Source organism: Cyanobium sp. HWJ4-Hawea, from assembly GCF_024345815.1.
Taxonomy (GTDB): Bacteria; Cyanobacteriota; Cyanobacteriia; order PCC-6307; family Cyanobiaceae; genus Cyanobium_A.
This window is the reverse complement of sequence record NZ_JAGQBV010000011.1, coordinates 36449-52205: the sequence shown is the minus strand read 5'-3', so window position 1 is coordinate 52205 and position 15757 is coordinate 36449. Positions and strand designations below refer to the sequence as shown.

General features: G+C 62.9%; 17 protein-coding genes and 1 pseudogene. 12 read left to right on the top strand and 6 right to left on the bottom strand.

The annotated features are described in order from the left end of the window. The 3 genes from KBY58_RS04215 to miaA all read right to left on the bottom strand — a co-directional run. Positions 1 to 386, bottom strand: a 386-nt coding sequence (locus tag KBY58_RS04215) for a GntR family transcriptional regulator (RefSeq protein ID WP_255003093.1), incomplete at its 3' end; no start/stop codon positions are given. 74 nt (positions 387 to 460) lie between these two features. Continuing rightward, a complete protein-coding gene (gene infC / locus KBY58_RS04210; RefSeq protein ID WP_261350161.1) occupies positions 461 to 1033 on the bottom strand; it encodes a translation initiation factor IF-3 in 573 nt (190 codons plus the stop codon). 63 nt (positions 1034 to 1096) lie between these two features. Next, complete coding sequence (gene miaA / locus KBY58_RS04205) at positions 1097 to 2005, bottom strand: tRNA (adenosine(37)-N6)-dimethylallyltransferase MiaA (protein WP_255003092.1); 909 nt, start codon at positions 2003 to 2005, stop codon at positions 1097 to 1099. A gap of 114 nt (positions 2006 to 2119) precedes the next feature. Between miaA and gyrB the strand changes: the two genes are divergently transcribed. Both gyrB and KBY58_RS04195 read left to right on the top strand, forming a co-directional pair. Beyond that, positions 2120 to 4078, top strand: a complete 1959-nt coding sequence (gyrB, locus tag KBY58_RS04200; protein ID WP_254934447.1) for a DNA topoisomerase (ATP-hydrolyzing) subunit B — start codon at positions 2120 to 2122, stop codon at positions 4076 to 4078. Positions 4079 to 4083: 5 nt separating this feature from the next. Beyond that, positions 4084 to 4410: an SH3 domain-containing protein gene (locus KBY58_RS04195; protein WP_255003091.1), complete on the top strand. Its 327-nt coding sequence runs from the start codon at positions 4084 to 4086 to the stop codon at positions 4408 to 4410. 20 nt (positions 4411 to 4430) lie between these two features. On the opposite strand, the gene KBY58_RS04190 is transcribed toward KBY58_RS04195, so the two are convergent. Next, positions 4431 to 4916 (bottom strand): glutathione peroxidase, encoded by a 486-nt coding sequence (locus KBY58_RS04190; RefSeq protein ID WP_255003090.1) that lies wholly within the window; start codon positions 4914 to 4916, stop codon positions 4431 to 4433. A gap of 90 nt (positions 4917 to 5006) precedes the next feature. Here KBY58_RS04190 and mgtE point away from each other — a divergent pair, with 90 nt between their 5' ends. The 3 genes and pseudogenes from mgtE to mutT all read left to right on the top strand — a co-directional run. Continuing rightward, positions 5007 to 6383, top strand: coding sequence for a magnesium transporter (gene mgtE / locus KBY58_RS04185; RefSeq protein ID WP_254934450.1), 1377 nt, complete (start codon positions 5007 to 5009; stop codon positions 6381 to 6383). A 109-nt stretch (positions 6384 to 6492) separates the two neighbouring features. Then, positions 6493 to 7512: an RpoD/SigA family RNA polymerase sigma factor gene (locus KBY58_RS04180; protein ID WP_254934647.1), complete on the top strand. Its 1020-nt coding sequence runs from the start codon at positions 6493 to 6495 to the stop codon at positions 7510 to 7512. A 19-nt stretch (positions 7513 to 7531) separates the two neighbouring features. Beyond that, positions 7532 to 7924 (top strand): annotated as a pseudogene (gene mutT / locus KBY58_RS04175) (8-oxo-dGTP diphosphatase MutT); the annotation flags it as partial. Here mutT and tsaE read toward each other — a convergent pair. Further along, entirely contained in the window at positions 7921 to 8301 is a 381-nt protein-coding gene (tsaE, locus tag KBY58_RS04170) for a tRNA (adenosine(37)-N6)-threonylcarbamoyltransferase complex ATPase subunit type 1 TsaE (protein ID WP_255003094.1), read from the bottom strand. The pseudogene mutT and the gene tsaE overlap by 4 nt on opposite strands. Positions 8302 to 8494: 193 nt before the next feature. Between tsaE and ahcY the strand changes: the two genes are divergently transcribed. After that, on the top strand, positions 8495 to 9922 hold the full coding sequence (gene ahcY, locus KBY58_RS04165) for an adenosylhomocysteinase (RefSeq protein WP_254934451.1): 1428 nt from the start codon (positions 8495 to 8497) through the stop codon (positions 9920 to 9922). An 8-nt stretch (positions 9923 to 9930) separates the two neighbouring features. After that, positions 9931 to 10566 carry a DedA family protein gene (locus KBY58_RS04160; protein ID WP_255003089.1) on the top strand — a complete coding sequence of 212 codons (636 nt, stop codon included), beginning with the start codon at positions 9931 to 9933 and terminating at the stop codon, positions 10564 to 10566. Positions 10567 to 10571: 5 nt separating this feature from the next. On the opposite strand, the gene KBY58_RS04155 is transcribed toward KBY58_RS04160, so the two are convergent. Further along, entirely contained in the window at positions 10572 to 10970 is a 399-nt protein-coding gene (locus tag KBY58_RS04155) for a single-stranded DNA-binding protein (RefSeq protein ID WP_255003087.1), read from the bottom strand. A 127-nt stretch (positions 10971 to 11097) separates the two neighbouring features. On the opposite strand from KBY58_RS04155, the gene KBY58_RS04150 reads away from it, so the two are divergent. The 5 genes from KBY58_RS04150 (at position 11098) to rpaB (ending at position 15752) form a co-directional block, all read left to right on the top strand. Beyond that, entirely contained in the window at positions 11098 to 12144 is a 1047-nt protein-coding gene (locus KBY58_RS04150) for a rod shape-determining protein (protein WP_255003085.1), read from the top strand. Positions 12145 to 12149: 5 nt separating this feature from the next. After that, complete coding sequence (gene mreC, locus KBY58_RS04145) at positions 12150 to 12896, top strand: rod shape-determining protein MreC (protein WP_255003083.1); 747 nt, start codon at positions 12150 to 12152, stop codon at positions 12894 to 12896. Further along, positions 12893 to 13459 carry a rod shape-determining protein MreD gene (locus tag KBY58_RS04140; RefSeq protein ID WP_255003081.1) on the top strand — a complete coding sequence of 189 codons (567 nt, stop codon included), beginning with the start codon at positions 12893 to 12895 and terminating at the stop codon, positions 13457 to 13459. Before mreC ends, KBY58_RS04140 begins: the two co-directional genes overlap by 4 nt. Continuing rightward, positions 13456 to 14784, top strand: a complete 1329-nt coding sequence (locus tag KBY58_RS04135) for an ABC transporter substrate-binding protein (protein WP_255003079.1) — start codon at positions 13456 to 13458, stop codon at positions 14782 to 14784. Before KBY58_RS04140 ends, KBY58_RS04135 begins: the two co-directional genes overlap by 4 nt. A 164-nt stretch (positions 14785 to 14948) precedes the next feature. Continuing rightward, positions 14949 to 15752: a response regulator transcription factor RpaB gene (rpaB, locus tag KBY58_RS04130; RefSeq protein WP_254934458.1), complete on the top strand. Its 804-nt coding sequence runs from the start codon at positions 14949 to 14951 to the stop codon at positions 15750 to 15752. The last annotated feature ends 5 nt before the right edge of the window (positions 15753 to 15757 follow it).

Genomic DNA, 15757 nt, shown 5'->3' with positions numbered 1-15757 from the left:
TCGATTTCCCGGGTGAATAGATCGCGGGCCTGCTGCAGGGTGCAACCCGCATTGAGCAGGCCATCCACACTTTGGCGCACGTCCTTGTCGATGTCTGGCAGGGCCCGGCTGCGGGGGCCTGGAGGGGCTTTTAGTTCGCGCGGGTTCTGTTGGTCGCGCACGTAGATGCCCGAGCCGGCCATCGCCTCCACGACGCCATCGGTCTCCAGCTGCCGGTAAACCTTGCTGATCGTGTTGCGGTGCAGGCCCGTCTGCATCGCCAGTTGGCGCGTACTGGGCAAGCGATGGCCGGGCGGGTAGTGCCTGGCAGCGATGGCGAAGCAGATTTGGTTGTACAGCTGGGTCGACGCCGGAATGTCGCTTTCCTGCTGGATGTGGAATCGCACGCCGGGGTTGGGCCAGATGGGCTGGTGGCCACCATACGAAGCTTCGGCCCTGGTGACAATTGCCGCTTTGGCCCCTATTCGGCCGCAGCCTTGCTGGTGGAGCCTTTGCGGGGGCTGAGGAACATGATCATGTTGCGACCTTCCCGCTTGGGGGTCTGTTGGACGTCGGCGTTTTCTTCGAGGTCCTTGGCCATCCGATACAGCAGCACTTCCGCCAGGGCCGTGTGCTGGATTTCCCGGCCGCGGAAGATCACCGTGCACTTCACCTTGTCGCCGTCCTTGAGGAAGCGGCTTGCCTGACCGATCCGCACCTGATAGTCGTGCGAGTCGATCTTGTAGCGCATCTTGACTTCCTTAACCTCGGTCTGGTGCGACTTTTTCTTGGCCTCCTTGGCCTTCTTTTCCTGCTCAAATTTGTATTTGCCGTAATCCATGATCCGGCAAACCGGTGGATCGGCCTTTTCGCTCACCAGCACCAGATCCAGTTCCCGGTCCTTGGCGACCTCGAGGGCCTCTTCCCGAGTGATCACCCCCAGTTGGCTGCCGTCTGCATCCACCACCCGCAGGTTGGGGTAGCTGATGCGGTCGTTGATGTTGGGCAGCTCCCGCACGGGAGCACGACGGTCAAACCGGGGACGAGGAGGCATTCAGGGGGGCGAAGGTTGGCTGTTGCGCCACAAAAGTGGCCGACAAAGCCACGTAGCAACAATTCAGCCTAGAACGCGTGCGATTTCTTGCAGGCATTGGTTGCACTGCTGGCTCGGTTCTGCGCCCTCCAGCCAGATCGGCTGATGTTGGCGGCGAAACCAGGTGCGCTGGCGCTTGGCGAATTGGCGGGTGCGCTGCTCGGTGAGTGCAATCGCCTCGCTTTCGGCCAGATCCCCTGAAAGCACTAGCTTGGCCTCGCCATAGCCAATCGTTTCCAGCAGCGGTAGGTCGGCCCCAAATCGGCTGATTAGGGCCTGGGTTTCTGGCAACAGCCCCTCGCCGTAGATCGCCCTGGTGCGCTGGGCGATGCGCCCCTGGCCGTCTGCCGGATTTAGGCCCAGTTCCAGCACCCGCCAGGGCGGCGCCTGGTGGGTTTGCTGGCTGCTGAGGCTGCGGCCGGTGGCATAGATCACCTCCAGGGCCCGTTGGGTGCGTACCGCATCGGCGCCACCAATCCGGGCGGCGGCGACGGGATCGGCCTGGCAAAGCAGTTGGTGGCAGCTGGCCTGGCCCAGGGTGCTGAGCTGCTGGCGCAGTTCCGGCTGGGGGGGCACCGCAGGCGGTTGGAGCCCCTGGGTCAGGCTTTTGAGATACAGGCCACTGCCGCCGGCCAGCAGGGCCAAACCCCTGCGCTGCAGCTCGGCCTCGATGGCGGGGCCGGCCAGGGCTGCAAATTCCTGCAGGTTGATCGGTGCGTCTGGATCGCGCAGGTCCAGCAGCTCGTGGCGCACCAGGGCCTGCTGCTCGGGGCTGGGCTTGGCTGTGCCCACATCCATATATCGGTAGAGCTGGCGCGAATCCACGTTCAGCACCGCCAGATCCAGGGCCTGGGCCAGTTCGATGGCCAGGGCGGTCTTGCCGCTGGCGGTGGGCCCCAGCAGCACGATCACAAGTGGTGAGGTGGTCTGCACGTGTTTGCCGGTGGTAAATTGGCCATCGAAGAAGGTTCTGAAAAACCATTCCTCGCTAGTCCTGCCCCGGGATTTCGCTGTCCTGATGCCAAATCCCTGGGGAAATCTTCCTGCATGAGCGACGCCAGCAAAGTCCAAGCCGCCTATGGCGCCGAGCAGATTCAGGTGCTGGAGGGCCTGGAACCGGTCCGTAAACGGCCGGGGATGTACATCGGAACCACCGGTCCCCGCGGCCTGCACCACCTGGTCTATGAGGTGGTCGACAACTCTGTCGACGAGGCCCTAGCCGGCCATTGCGACCAAATCCTGGTGGTCCTTAACGAGGACGGATCCTGCGCCGTCACCGACAACGGCCGCGGCATCCCCACTGATATTCACCCGCGCACCGGCAAGAGCGCCCTGGAAACGGTGCTGACCGTGCTCCACGCGGGCGGCAAGTTTGGATCCGGTGGCTACAAGGTGTCCGGCGGCCTGCACGGGGTGGGCGTCTCGGTGGTCAATGCGCTTAGTGAGTGGGTGGAGGTCACGGTGCACCGCCAAGACCAGGTGCACACCCAGCGCTTCGAGCGGGGTGCACCGATCGACATCCTTAAATCCGCCCCCGGCGACAAGGGCCGCACTGGTACTTCTATTTGCTTTAAGCCCGATATCGAGATCTTCTCAGTCGGCATTGAATTTGATTACCAAACCCTCTCTTCGCGCCTCCGGGAACTCGCCTATCTCAATGGCGGTGTGCGGATCATCTTCCAGGACAATCGAGCCAGCGCCCGCGGCGCCGATGGCTCCCCCCATGAGGAGATCTATTGCTACGAGGGCGGCATCAAGGAATACGTGGCGTACATGAATGCCGAGAAGGATCCCCTCCATCCCGACATCATCTATGTGAACTCCGAAAAGGAGGGCGTGCAGGTGGAGGCCGCCCTGCAGTGGTGCGTTGATGCTTACTCCGACAGCATTCTCGGCTTTGCCAATAACATCCGCACCGTGGATGGGGGCACCCACATTGAGGGCCTCAAAACGGTGCTAACCCGCACCCTCAACACCTTTGCCAAAAAGCGCGGTAAGCGCAAGGAGGCCGATGGCAACTTGGCCGGTGAAAACATCCGCGAGGGCCTCACAGCCGTGTTGTCGGTCAAGGTTCCGGATCCGGAATTTGAGGGCCAAACCAAAACCAAGCTGGGCAACACCGAAGTGCGGGGCATTGTTGACACCCTGGTGGGTGAGGCCCTGGCCGAATACCTGGAATTCAATCCAGGCGTAATTGATTTGATCCTTGAGAAGGCCATCCAGGCTTTCAATGCTGCTGAAGCCGCCCGCCGGGCCCGGGAATTGGTGCGCCGCAAATCGGTGCTGGAGAGCTCCACCCTGCCGGGCAAGTTGGCCGATTGCAGCTCCCGCGATCCGAGCGAATCTGAGATTTATATCGTGGAGGGTGACTCCGCTGGCGGCTCCGCCAAGCAGGGCCGCGACCGTCGCTTCCAGGCGATCCTGCCCCTGCGGGGCAAGATCCTCAACATTGAGAAAACCGACGACGCCAAGATCTACAAAAACACCGAGATCCAGGCCCTAATCACTGGCCTGGGCCTGGGCATTAAGGGCGAAGAATTCGATGAAAAGAGTCTTCGTTACCACCGGATCGTGATCATGACCGACGCCGACGTTGACGGCGCCCACATCCGTACCCTGATCCTTACCTTCTTCTTCCGCTACCAGCGGGCCTTGGTGGAAGGCGGCTACATCTACATCGCCTGCCCGCCGCTTTACAAGGTTGAGCGCGGTAAGAACCACACCTATTGCTACAACGAAGGCGATCTAAAAAAGACGATCGAGGGTTTTGGCGAGAAGGCCAACTACACGATCCAGCGCTTTAAGGGCCTCGGCGAAATGATGCCCAAGCAGCTCTGGGAAACCACCATGGATCCCACCACCCGCATGATGAAACGGGTGGAAATTGAAGATGCCCTCGAGGCCGACCGGATCTTCACAATCCTGATGGGCGACAAGGTGGCCCCCCGCCGCGAGTTCATCGAAACCCACAGTGCCTCGCTGGATCTCGCCCAGCTCGACATTTGAAGCCTTTGCAGCTCCGGCCCATCCCCGCATGGCGTTGGGTGGCCCTATTGGGTTTTGCCCTGTTGGCACCGGCTGGCTTGCCCGCAGGTGGTGCCGATCGGCGCCAACCTGAGGTGCGGCGCCGTCAATCGATGATGGAACCCCTGCTGAGCGAGGCCCCCGCCCAGCTCCTCTGTGCTCCCCGCCAGCAGGCCCCCGCCCTGGCGGCCATAGGGGCGGATGCCCCCCTGAGGGTGCTGCGGCATTGGCAGGCCCCAGGGGGTGAGCGCTGGCTACAGGTCGAGCTGGCTGATCGGGCCGGCCTGGCCCGCCGCGGCTGGTTGCCGGCTTAAGGGCCTAACCAGGCAGCTAACTAACCAGCTAGGGCAGCTTCGATCGCGGCCTTCAGTTCGGCGGAATCGGGCTCCACATTGCTCTTGTAGCGGCCCAGCACGCTGCCGTCCTTGCCGATCAGGAATTTCTCAAAGTTCCAGGCCACGGCACCGGCCGGTTCGGCCTTGGTCAGGGTGGTGTAGGGCTCATCGGCCATCTCCACCTTTTCAAACAGGCTGAAGTTGGCGCCGTAGGTGGTGCTGCAGAACTGCTGGATCTCGGCCATGGTTCCCGGCTCCTGGGCGCCAAAATCGTTGCAGGGGAAGCCCAGCACCTCAAATCCCTGGGGGCCGTAGCTCTCCTGCAGGCCCTGCAGGCCGGCGTATTGGCGGGTGAAGCCGCAACGGCTTGCCACATTCACGATCAACAACACCTTGCCGCCCCATTCACCGAGCTTGCGTTCCGCCCCTTGGGCATCACGCACCGCCACTTCACTTACGGAAACAGGGTTTTGCAGGCTGCTCATCTGGGTTGGGGCAGGGGAACTGCCGCGGCTCTGGGAAAATCGACCTTAGCCACCGCTCCATAAACTCGTGCTTACGGGTGCACCAGGCTGATGAGCGAAGCAAATGGGGCCCAGGTCGCCGAGGTGGTGGCCCAGCAGCTGGAGGCCCTCCTGCAGGTGGGCAACTATGACGGGGCAAAGCTGCTGCTCCAACCGGTGCAGGAGGTCGATACGGCAGAGGCGATCGGCAGCCTGCCGCGCACCCTGCAGGCCCTGGCCTTTCGCCTGCTGCCCAAGGATGAGGCCATTGCCGTCTACGAATACCTCGAGCCCTCTGTCCAGCAGAGCCTGCTGGAACGGCTCCGGTCCGGCGAGGTGCTCGAGCTGGTCGAGGAGATGTCGCCGGATGATCGGGTGCGTCTATTTGATGAGTTGCCCGCCAAGGTGGTGCGGCGGCTGTTGGCCGAGCTGAGCCCGGCGGAGCGGCGGATTACGGCCGAGCTTTTGGGCTACCAGGCCGAAACGGCAGGTCGCTTGATGACCACCGAATTCATCGACCTCAAGGAGGTGCAAACCGCCGCCCAGGCCCTGGAGATCGTGCGCTGTAGGGCCCGTGAAACCGAAACGGTTTACAGCCTCTACGTGACCGATGCCTCCCGCCACCTCACGGGCATTCTTTCCCTGCGGGATCTGGTGGTGGCCGAACCCGACCAGCGCATCGGCGCGGTGATGACCCGCGAGGTGGTGAGTGTTTCCACCGAAACCGACCAGGAGGAGGTGGCCCGGGCAATCCAGCGCTACGACTTTCTGGCGGTGCCGGTGGTGGACCGCGAGGAGCGCTTGGTGGGGATTGTCACCGTCGACGACGTGATTGACGTGATCGAGCAGGAGGCTACCCGCGACCTCTACGCCGCCGGTGCTGTGCAGGCCGGTGACGATGACGACTACTTCCAAAGCAACCTTTTTACCGTTGCCCGCCGGCGGGTGTTGTGGCTGTTGGTGTTGCTATTGGCCAATAGCGGCACCGCCGCAGTAATTGCCTCCAACGACCACGTGCTCAAGCAGGTGGTGCTTCTGGCGGCCTTCATTCCCCTGTTGATCGGCACCGGTGGCAACGTGGGCGCCCAGAGCTCCACCGTGGTGATTAGGGGCTTGAGTACCCAGCGCATCCAGGCCCTGGGCCATTGGCAGGTGATCTGGCGGGAGTCGGTGGCAGGGGCGCTGCTGGGCCTTTTGATGGTGTTGGTGGTGGTGCCCTGGGCTTTTTATGTGTCCCACAGCTGGATCGTCGCCGGCGCCGCTGGCTTCAGCCTGGTGGCCATCACCACCCTGGCGGCCACCGCCGGATCGGCCCTGCCCCTGCTCTTTGATCGGATTGGCCTTGATCCGGCCCTGATGTCGGCGCCCTTCATCGCCACGGCCACGGACGTGGCCGGGGTATTCATCTACCTGCAGACCGCCACCTGGCTTTTGAGCAAATATGCTTAAAGCCGAGGCAAGATGAGAGAGCTTCACACTTCTTTAGGTTAGGCTTCACACATCTTCAAGGGCCAGTCCAGTGGTTGTCGCAGTAGCCCCTCTAAAAGCCGATCGCCAGATGCCCCATGTCGATGGCGACCTTGTGCGCTCCTATTTGCGTGACATCGGCCGTGTGCCGTTGCTCAGCCATGAGCAGGAAATCACCCTGGGCCGCCAAGTGCAGGAGCTCATGTCGATTGAGGAGATCGAACAGGACTTGGAGCAGAAGCTTGGTGCCAAGCCCAGCCAGGACCAACTTGCAGCTGCTGCGGGCATGGAAGCTGCCCTTTTAAAGAAGCGCCTAAAGGGCGGTCGCCGGGCCAAGGAGCGGATGGTGGCTGCCAATTTGCGGCTGGTGGTGAGCGTGGCCAAGAAGTACACCAAGCGGAATATGGAACTGCTGGATCTGATCCAGGAGGGAACGATCGGCCTGGTGAGGGGAGTGGAGAAATTCGACCCCACCCGCGGCTATAAGTTTTCGACCTATGCCTACTGGTGGATCCGCCAGGGGATCACCAGGGCGATTGCTGAAAAGAGCAGGACAATCCGCCTGCCGATCCACATCACCGAAACCCTGAACAAGCTGAAAAAGGGCCAAAGGGAACTGAGCCAGGAACTGGGCCGTACCCCAACGGTGACGGAGTTGGCGAGCTACGTGGAGCTGCCGGAGGAGGAGGTGAAGGACCTGCTGTGCCGGGCGCGCCAACCGGTGAGCCTGGAAACGAAGGTGGGAGATGGCGACGACACCGAACTGCTGGATTTACTGGCGGGTGATGGTGAACTGCCAGAGGATCAACTGAACGGTGAATGCCTGAAGGGAGACCTGCGGGCGCTGCTGGAGCAACTGCCAGAACTGCAGGGAAGGGTTTTAAAAATGCGCTATGGGATCGATACGGGCAGTGAGCTTGGTGCGGCTGGGATGAATGGCGGCATAGCGGCAGGCATAGCGGCTGGCATTGGCCTGGAAGAACCGATGAGCCTCACGGGCATTGGCCGCATCCTGGGCATTAGCCGTGATCGGGTTCGCAACCTGGAGCGTGATGGCCTAGCTGGTTTGCGTCGCCTTAGCGATGCGGTTGAGGCCTACGTAGCCAGCTGAGCCCCAATCTCCAGTGACCTATCGGCTGATCGGCGTTGGGGTGGTGCTCAATCGGGCCGGTGATGTGCTGATCGACCAGCGCCTCGAAGGCGGCCTGCTGGGTGGGCTCTGGGAATTTCCGGGCGGCAAGCAGGAGCCTGGAGAAGCAATCCCTGAGACGATTCGCCGGGAGCTGGCCGAAGAGCTGGCGATCGAGGTGGCGGTGGGCGCCCAACTGATCGTGGTGGAGCACGCCTACGGCCCAAAGAAGCTGCGCTTTGTGGTTCACCTGTGCACCTGGCTCAGCGGTGAGCCCCAGCCCCTGGCATCCCAGCAGGTGCGCTGGGTGCGGCCTGAGCAGCTTGGCGATTACCCCTTCCCAGCAGCCAACGCCCAGATCATTGGGGCCTTGCTTTTAGTCAGGGGTAATTAAAAAGGGGTAATTAATTCCGCCACCCGCCCGGCGTCCGGATCGTTGGCATCGGTCAGGCTGAGCTGGATCCGCCAGCAAGCCTGGGGCAGGCGGCTGAGCCGCTCGGGCCACTCCACCGCCAGCAGGGCCCCAAGAGCCAGCGCCTCCTCCTCTTCCTGGGCAAAGAGTTCGTCGGCGGCGGCGGGCTGCTCCAGCCGGTAGAGATCCAGGTGCACCAGGGCGCCACCGGCATCGGTTGCCAGGTAGTGCTGGGCGAGGGCAAAGGTCGGGCTCGTGATCGGCTCCTCGATGCCCAAACCCACCGCCAGACCCTGCACCAGGCAGGTTTTGCCGGCTCCAAGATCGCCAAACAGCAGCAGTAGGGCTCCTGCCGGCAGCAGCTGGGCCAGTTCGGCCCCAAAGGCCTGGGTTGCCGCTGCATTGGCCAGGTGGCGCTTCAGGGAATCCAGCTCGCGCTAGCCGCTATTCACCAAGTTAGATTGGCCTTAAGCGAGCCCGAAGCCTCGGCGTCTCTGCAGATATTTCCCACTCCTCCCAGCCGGGAGAGAGTTGATCCCCCCTAAAAAAACCATGGTGGCTTCCCCCACTGCTCCTGCCCTGCAGAGCACCAGTACCTATGTGATCGCCGACCTTGGCCTGGCCGATTTCGGCCGCAAGGAGATGGCAATTGCCGAAACCGAGATGCCTGGCCTGATGGCCCTGCGCTCCAAATACGGCGCCAGCCAACCCCTCAAGGGCGCCCGCATCGCGGGTTCCCTGCACATGACGATCCAGACCGCCGTTCTGATCGAAACCCTCACGGTTCTCGGTGCTGAGGTGCGCTGGGCCAGCTGCAACATCTTCTCCACCCAGGACCACGCCGCCGCCGCGATTGCGGCCGCCAACGTTCCGGTGTTCGCCTACAAGGGTGAAACCCTTGATGAGTACTGGGCCTTCACCCACCGCATCCTCGAGTGGGGCGATGGCGGCACGCCCAACATGATCCTCGACGACGGCGGAGATGCCACTGGCCTGGTGGTGCTTGGCACCAAGGCTGAAAAGGATCCTTCCGTTCTCAACAACCCCTCCAACGAAGAGGAGACCGCCCTCTTCAACAGCATTCGCCAGAAGCTGGCTGCCCAGCCCGGCTTCTATTCCCGCATCTACGCCAACATCCAGGGCGTCACCGAGGAGACCACCACTGGTGTGGCACGTCTCTATCAAATGCAGAAGAGCGGCGAACTGCCTTTCCCCGCTATCAACGTCAACGATTCAGTCACTAAGAGCAAGTTCGACAACCTCTACGGCTGCCGTGAGTCGCTGGTGGATTCGATCAAGCGCGCCACCGATGTGATGGTGGCGGGCAAGGTGGCCCTGGTGATGGGCTACGGCGACGTGGGCAAGGGTTCGGCCCAGTCGCTGCGGGGCCTTGGCGCCACCGTGATGATTGCCGAGATCGATCCGATCTGCGCCCTGCAGGCGGCGATGGAGGGCTACCGGGTGGTGCGCCTCGACGACGTGGTGGGTGATGTCGACATCTTTGTGACCGCCACCGGCAACTTCAAGGTGATCAAGCACGAGCACCTGATCCAGATGAAGGATCAGGCGATCGTTTGCAACATCGGCCACTTCGACAATGAGATCGATGTGGCTTCGCTCAAGCAGTACCCCTGGGACAACATCAAGCCCCAGGTGGACCACATCGTGCTGCCCAGCGGCAACAAGATCATCCTCCTGGCCGAGGGTCGGCTGGTGAACCTGGGTTGCGCCACCGGCCACCCCAGCTTCGTGATGAGCGCCTCCTTCACCAACCAGGTGTTGGCCCAGATCGAGCTGTTCACCAAGGGCGACCAATACGCCAAGGAGGTCTACGTGCTGCCCAAGCAGCTCGATGAGATGGTGGCTCGCCTCCACCTCGAGAAGATCGGCGCCAAGCTCACCGAGCTCAGCTCCGAGCAGGCCGCCTACATCAACGTGCCGGTGGCCGGTCCCTACAAACTGGACCACTACCGCTACTGAGCAATCCCATGCTTCATGACCTCAATGGCTTTGTGGAGCAACTGGTGACCCAATGGGGTTACCTGGGAATCATTGCGGCGATGGTGCTTGAGAACGTGATCCCTCCGATTCCATCGGAGCTGATCATGCCCCTGGCTGGCTTTTATGTGGGCCAGGGGCACCTCAATTTTGTGGGTGTGGTGCTAGCAGGTCTACTTGGCACGGTGCTTGGGACCTTGCCCTGGTATGGCATTGGCCGGCTGGTGAATGAGGAACGCCTCAAACAATGGACAGCCCGCCATGGTCGCTGGGTGGGCCTGTCTGTGGAGGATCTTGATAAATCCCGCGTCTGGTTCAAGAACCACGGTGCTGCGGTGGTGTTTTGGGGACGGCTGATTCCAGCTATCCGCACCCTGATTTCTGTGCCAGCGGGTGTTGAGCAGATGCCCTTTGGACCCTTTTTGTTTTGGACCACGGCCGGCAGTCTGGTCTGGAACTTGGCCCTGACAACTGCCGGCTGGGCCCTGGGCCGCAACTGGCAACAGGTGCTCCTGGCGATCAAGCCTGTGGAGGGCTTGGTAAACAAGCTGATTGCTTTGGCGATTCTGGCTGTGGTGGCCTTGCTGGGGCTGCGCCTTTGGAAACAGCGCAACTCCAGCACCTAACTGGTTCAGAAGGGCACTTCTTCTTCGCTGGGCTCACCGCCCCCAAAGCCACCGGCATTGCCGTAGTTGCCGCCGCCTGCTTCGGCATCGCGCTTGGAGCCCAGCAGTTCGAGCCGATCAACCCGAATCACGGGTTTGGTGCGCTCTTCGCCGCTGGCCCGGTCGGTCCAGCGGTCGAGCTTGAAGCTGCCGATGATCCCCACCAGGGAGCCCTTGCGGACATAGTCCGCGGCTACCTGGGCCTGCTTGCCCCAGACCTCCAGGTTGAACCAGTCCGGTTCGTCGTTGGCGCTGCGGCGGTTCACCGCAAGGGTGAGGTTGGCGACCATGCTTCCCGATTCGAAGTAGCGCACTTCGGGGTCGCGGCCTGCTCGGCCCACGAGGGTGATGGAATTGACGCCCATGGCGTTGTCTCCTGTTCGATTGACTTAATGATGCGGCACCCGGTTAGGGAGCCACGCAACATCAGTTCCACCCTTAAGCCCGGCTGTACCACCGCCGTATGATTTAGGGCTACAGACCGGGTTTTCTGTGTTTTTCCGTCGTTTCCAGTTCTCGCGCGATATCGGTATCGACCTGGGAACGGCCAACACCCTGATGTACGTGTCAGGGAAGGGGATTGTTCTGCAGGAGCCCTCAGTGGTGGCCTTGGATCTGGAGCGCGGCGTGCCCTTGGCCGTGGGCAACGAGGCCAAGTTGATGCTGGGCCGCACTCCGGGCAATATCCGTGCCATTCGGCCCCTGCGCGATGGCGTCATCGCCGACTTCGATGCGGCCGAGCAGATGATTAAGGCCTTTATCCAGAAGGGCAACGAGGGCCGCGGCATCGTCGCCCCCCGCTTGGTGATTGGCATCCCCAGTGGGGTCACCGGCGTCGAGCGCCGCGCCGTGCGTGAAGCAGGCCTGGCTGGTGCCCGCGAGGTGCACCTGATCGATGAGCCCGTGGCGGCAGCCATTGGGGCGGGCCTGCCCGTCACCGAGCCCGTCGGCACCATGATTGTGGACATCGGCGGCGGAACCACTGAAGTGGCTGTGCTCAGCCTGGGTGGCACGGTGATGAGTGAGTCGGTGCGGGTTGCCGGCGATGAGCTCAGTGATGCCATTGGCGTCTATCTCAAGAAGGTCCACAACCTGGTAGTGGGCGAGCGCACTGCAGAAGACATCAAGATCCGGATCGGTTCCGCTTTCCGCGACGACGCCCACGACAACACCTCCTTGGATGTGAGGGGCCTGCACCTGCTTTCGGGCCTACCCCGCACCATCAACGTGCGCGCCGGAGACATCCGGGAGGCCATGGTCGAGCCCCTCAACGTGATCGTCGAAGCGGTGAAACGGACCCTGGAGCGCACCCCACCCGAGTTGGCCGCCGACATCGTGGACCGCGGCATCATGCTGGCGGGTGGTGGTGCCCTCGTTCGCGGCATCAGCGACCTGATCAGCCACGAGACCGGGATCCTCACCCATGTGGCGGAAGACCCCCTCCTTTGCGTCGTCAATGGTTGCGGCATGGTCCTAGAGGACTACGCCCGGCTGCAGAGGGTGCTCGATACCCCTGACTTCGCCCGCCATTCCACCTGAATTTGATGCCGGCCGGCCGCAGGCTTCGCCTTCCGCCCCTGCGGCAGATCCGCCAGGCCTGGCCTTGGGGGGTGTTGTTGCTGGCCTTGGTGGGGATTCGGCTCAGCAAGGGGGCCGGGATTTTGGATGCCTATGCCCTGCTCAGTCGCCCCTTTTGGCCAGGAACGGCCCAGGGTGAATGGGTGAGGCAGGCCCAGCGCCTCGAGGACCAGGGCCAGCTGCAACAGCTCAAGGCCGACAACGACCGACTGAGGGCAGTTCTTCAGTTGCGATCCTCAGCAAATGGCTCCCTCGAGGCCCCGGTGATTTCCAGGGATAGCGGTGGCTGGTGGCAGCAACTGCTAATCGGCCAAGGCTCCCTGAAGGGTGTGAGCCCCGGCGATTCGGTGCTGGCGCCCGGGGGCCTGGTGGGCCGTGTGGCCAGCGTTACCCCCACCACCTCCAGCGTCACCCTGCTCACCGATCGCCGTAGCCATGTGGGCGTCTGGGTGCCCCGCACCCGCCAACAGGGTTTGCTGGTGGGGGTGGGCAGCGGCCGGCCCGTGCTGCACTTTGTGGAGAAGGATCCGGGCGTGAGGCCCGGTGATCTGGTGTTCACCTCCCCGGCCAGCAGCCTGGTGCCCCCCAACATCGCCGTTGGCGTAGTCCAAACGGTGAATGGCCTGGCATCTCCGGCGCCAGAGGCGATTGTGCAGTTGGCGGTGCGCTCCGATGCCCTCGATTGGGTCAAGGTGCTGGTGGGTGGGCGATGACTGGCTGGGGCCGGATCGCCCAGGGGCCTGGCTGGTGGCTGGCCACGGCCCTGGTGGTGCCCTTTCTCAGCCTGGCCTCGCCCTGGCTGCTGAAGCTGGGGGGTGTGGCCCCGGCCTGGTCGGTGCTGTGGTTGTTGCCTTGGGCCCTGGTTGGCGGACCGCTGGCGGGGGCCATGGCGGGCCTGGGTTTGGCCCTGCTGCTTGATGGCCTGCACTTGGGCTTCAGCAGCCAGGTGCCGGCGCTGCTACTCCTGGGCTGGTGGTGGGGTCGCTTGGGCAGTAAGGGCTTGCCAATTGAGCGCAGTTTCAGCCTGGGTCTGTTGGCCCTGCTGGGCAGTTTGCTGTTGGGTTTCAGCGTGCTGGTTCAGGAGCTGGTGGCCTTCCGCTGGGCCGGCCAACCCCCTGGCCAGCTTTTCAGTCAGGCTTTCCACCAGACCACCTACACCTGGTTTGCCCAAACCCTGCTTACGGCCCTACTGGCCCCGCCTTTGTGCTCCCTGCAGCTGCTGTTCTGGCGCCGCAAGAGCCTGGGTGGGCGCCGTTCACCCTTACCTAAGCAATGAATCAGCAAGTGCAACGTCTCAGTAGGCGCCAATTAATGGCCCTGCTGGCCGGCGGCTCGGCGGCAGCGGCATTGGCCAGTTGTGGCCGGGGCAAGGGTGGTAACGGGGCCGGCCCGGGAGCAGACGGGAATCGCATCTTGAATGTGTGGACCCTGGATCTGGCCCCCAAGTTCAACGGCTACATCAATGGCGTGATCCAGGCCTGGGAAAGCCAAAATCCCGGGGTGCGGGTGCGCTGGACCGATGTGCCCTGGGGCTCGGCCGAGCGCAAATTGCTGGCGGCGGTGTTTGCCCGTACTGCCCCCGATTTGGTCAACCTCAATCCCCCCTTTGCCGCTAACCTGGCCAGCAAGGGCGGCCTGTTGGATCTCACGCCCCTGCTCCCCTCCGGCGCAGCCTCCACCTATTTGCCCCAGATCTGGCAGGCGGGCCAGGCGGCTGGCGCCCAATTCGCCCTGCCCTGGTATCTCACCACCCGGATCACCATGGCCAACCGGCGCCTCCTGGAGCAGGCGGGTTTGGAGCAGCCACCTAGCCATTGGGAGCAGGTGCCGGCCTACGCCCAGGTCATGCGCAAGCGCACCGGTCGCTACGCCCTCTTCATCTCAGTGGTACCCGACGATTCGGCCGAGCTGCTGGAAACCTTTGTGCAGATGGGGGTGCAGCTGCTGGATGGCGACCACCAAGCCGCCTTCAACAGCCCGGCAGGGCGCCAGGCCTTTGGTTTTTGGAGTGATCTCTACCGCCGCGGTTTGCTGCCCAAGGAGGTGGTCAGCCAGGGCTATCGGCGGGCGGTGGAGCTCTATCAAGCGGGGGACCTGGCCCAGGTGGCCACGGGCCCGGATTTCCTCGCCAATCTGCAAACCAATGCCCCCGGCGTTGCCGCCCATACGGCCCCCTATCCGCCGCTTTTGGGTGCCAGTGGTGAGGCCAACGTGGCGATGATGAACCTGGCGGTGCCCAAGCAAAGTGCCATGGCCCCTGAAGCGATCAGCTTTGGCCTGATGCTCACCAACGCCCCTAACCAACTCGCCTTTGCCCAGCAGGCCCGGGTGTTGCCCTCAGCAGTGGCAGCCCTAGAGGAGCTCGAAAGGGATCTGGATCAGCCGGGTTCATCGGGGCCTTTGGTCCAAAAGGCGCGCCTGCTTTCCGCCCAAACCCTGCGTCACGCCAAGGTGCTGGTGCCCTCCATCCCCGGGGTGAAGCGCCTGCAGGCGATCCTCTACACCCAGTTGCAGCGGGCAATGTTGGGAGAGCTCTCCAGTGATGCGGCCCTGGCCGCGGCGGAGCACCAGTGGAATCTCTATGCCAGCGCCCGCTGGTGAATTAATCGGTGAATTAAATGGAAATCACAGCAAAGAATCGGCAGTTCGGTTCCTGAAGAAATCCTTAAATCTGCCTAGATCGCCTCCGCTGGAGAGGCTTTGGGGGATGACCGTAAGAGGGGCTGCAGGCTAATGTTGTGATTCTTAATCGCGGGTCCGACTAGATGCTCCTGGAGGAAAGGCTGAATCAGGGCCAGATTCCAGGGGCAGATGGGGGTGCTGATGCCAAGGCAACCGTGCTGGTGGTCGACGACGAGGCGGCCGTGCGCCGGGTGCTGGTGATGCGCCTGCAATTGGCTGGTTACCGGGTGGTTTGCGCAGAAGACGGCGAGGAGGCCCTCACCCTTTTCCACCAGGAGCAGCCCGATCTGGTGGTGCTCGATGTGATGTTGCCCAAGCTCGATGGCTTTGCGGTCTGTCGGCGGTTGCGGGCTGAATCCTGCGTGCCGATCATTTTTCTCTCCGCCCTCGATGCCATTGCCGAAAGGGTTTCTGGCCTCGACCTAGGCGCCGATGACTTCCTGCCCAAGCCCTTTAGCCCCAAGGAGCTGGAGGCCCGCATTGCCACGATCCTGCGCCGGGTGGGCCGGGGCTCCGCCGCCAACGAGCCCAGGGAAGTGCCTGCCGGCAGTGGTGTTTTGCGGGTTGGCGATCTGGTGGTCGACACCAACCGCCGCCAGGTGACCCGCGATGGCGAGCGCATTGCCCTCACTTATACCGAATTCAGCCTGCTAGAGCTGCTCTTTCGCGAGCCCGGCAGGGTGGTTCCCAGGGCAGAAATCCTTGAGCAGCTTTGGGGCTATCCGCCGCGCCGTGCCGCCGACCTGCGGGTGGTGGATGTTTATGTGGCCCGCCTGCGCGGCAAGCTCGAGCCCGATCCCCGCAACCCCGAGTTGATCCTCACCGTGCGCGGCACCGGCTATGCCTCCCAGCGCATGGGCGATGCGGCCTTGGCTAGCGCAGGCTGAGTGCT

Excerpts from the sequence above, each read along its gene's own strand:
- mreC (WP_255003083.1), top strand. The coding sequence starts at position 12,150 with ATGCCGGCCGGCCGCAGGCTTCGCCTTCCGCCCCTGCGGCAGATCCGC.
- KBY58_RS04190 (WP_255003090.1), bottom strand. The coding sequence starts at position 4,916 with ATGAGCAGCCTGCAAAACCCTGTTTCCGTAAGTGAAGTGGCGGTGCGT.
- gyrB (WP_254934447.1), top strand. The coding sequence starts at position 2,120 with ATGAGCGACGCCAGCAAAGTCCAAGCCGCCTATGGCGCCGAGCAGATT.
- infC (WP_261350161.1), bottom strand. The coding sequence starts at position 1,033 with ATGCCTCCTCGTCCCCGGTTTGACCGTCGTGCTCCCGTGCGGGAGCTG.
- KBY58_RS04155 (WP_255003087.1), bottom strand. The coding sequence starts at position 10,970 with ATGGGCGTCAATTCCATCACCCTCGTGGGCCGAGCAGGCCGCGACCCC.
- KBY58_RS04140 (WP_255003081.1), top strand. The coding sequence starts at position 12,893 with ATGACTGGCTGGGGCCGGATCGCCCAGGGGCCTGGCTGGTGGCTGGCC.
- rpaB (WP_254934458.1), top strand. The coding sequence starts at position 14,949 with ATGCTCCTGGAGGAAAGGCTGAATCAGGGCCAGATTCCAGGGGCAGAT.
- mgtE (WP_254934450.1), top strand. The coding sequence starts at position 5,007 with ATGAGCGAAGCAAATGGGGCCCAGGTCGCCGAGGTGGTGGCCCAGCAG.
- KBY58_RS04135 (WP_255003079.1), top strand. The coding sequence starts at position 13,456 with ATGAATCAGCAAGTGCAACGTCTCAGTAGGCGCCAATTAATGGCCCTG.
- KBY58_RS04180 (WP_254934647.1), top strand. The coding sequence starts at position 6,493 with ATGCCCCATGTCGATGGCGACCTTGTGCGCTCCTATTTGCGTGACATC.
- KBY58_RS04160 (WP_255003089.1), top strand. The coding sequence starts at position 9,931 with ATGCTTCATGACCTCAATGGCTTTGTGGAGCAACTGGTGACCCAATGG.
- ahcY (WP_254934451.1), top strand. The coding sequence starts at position 8,495 with ATGGTGGCTTCCCCCACTGCTCCTGCCCTGCAGAGCACCAGTACCTAT.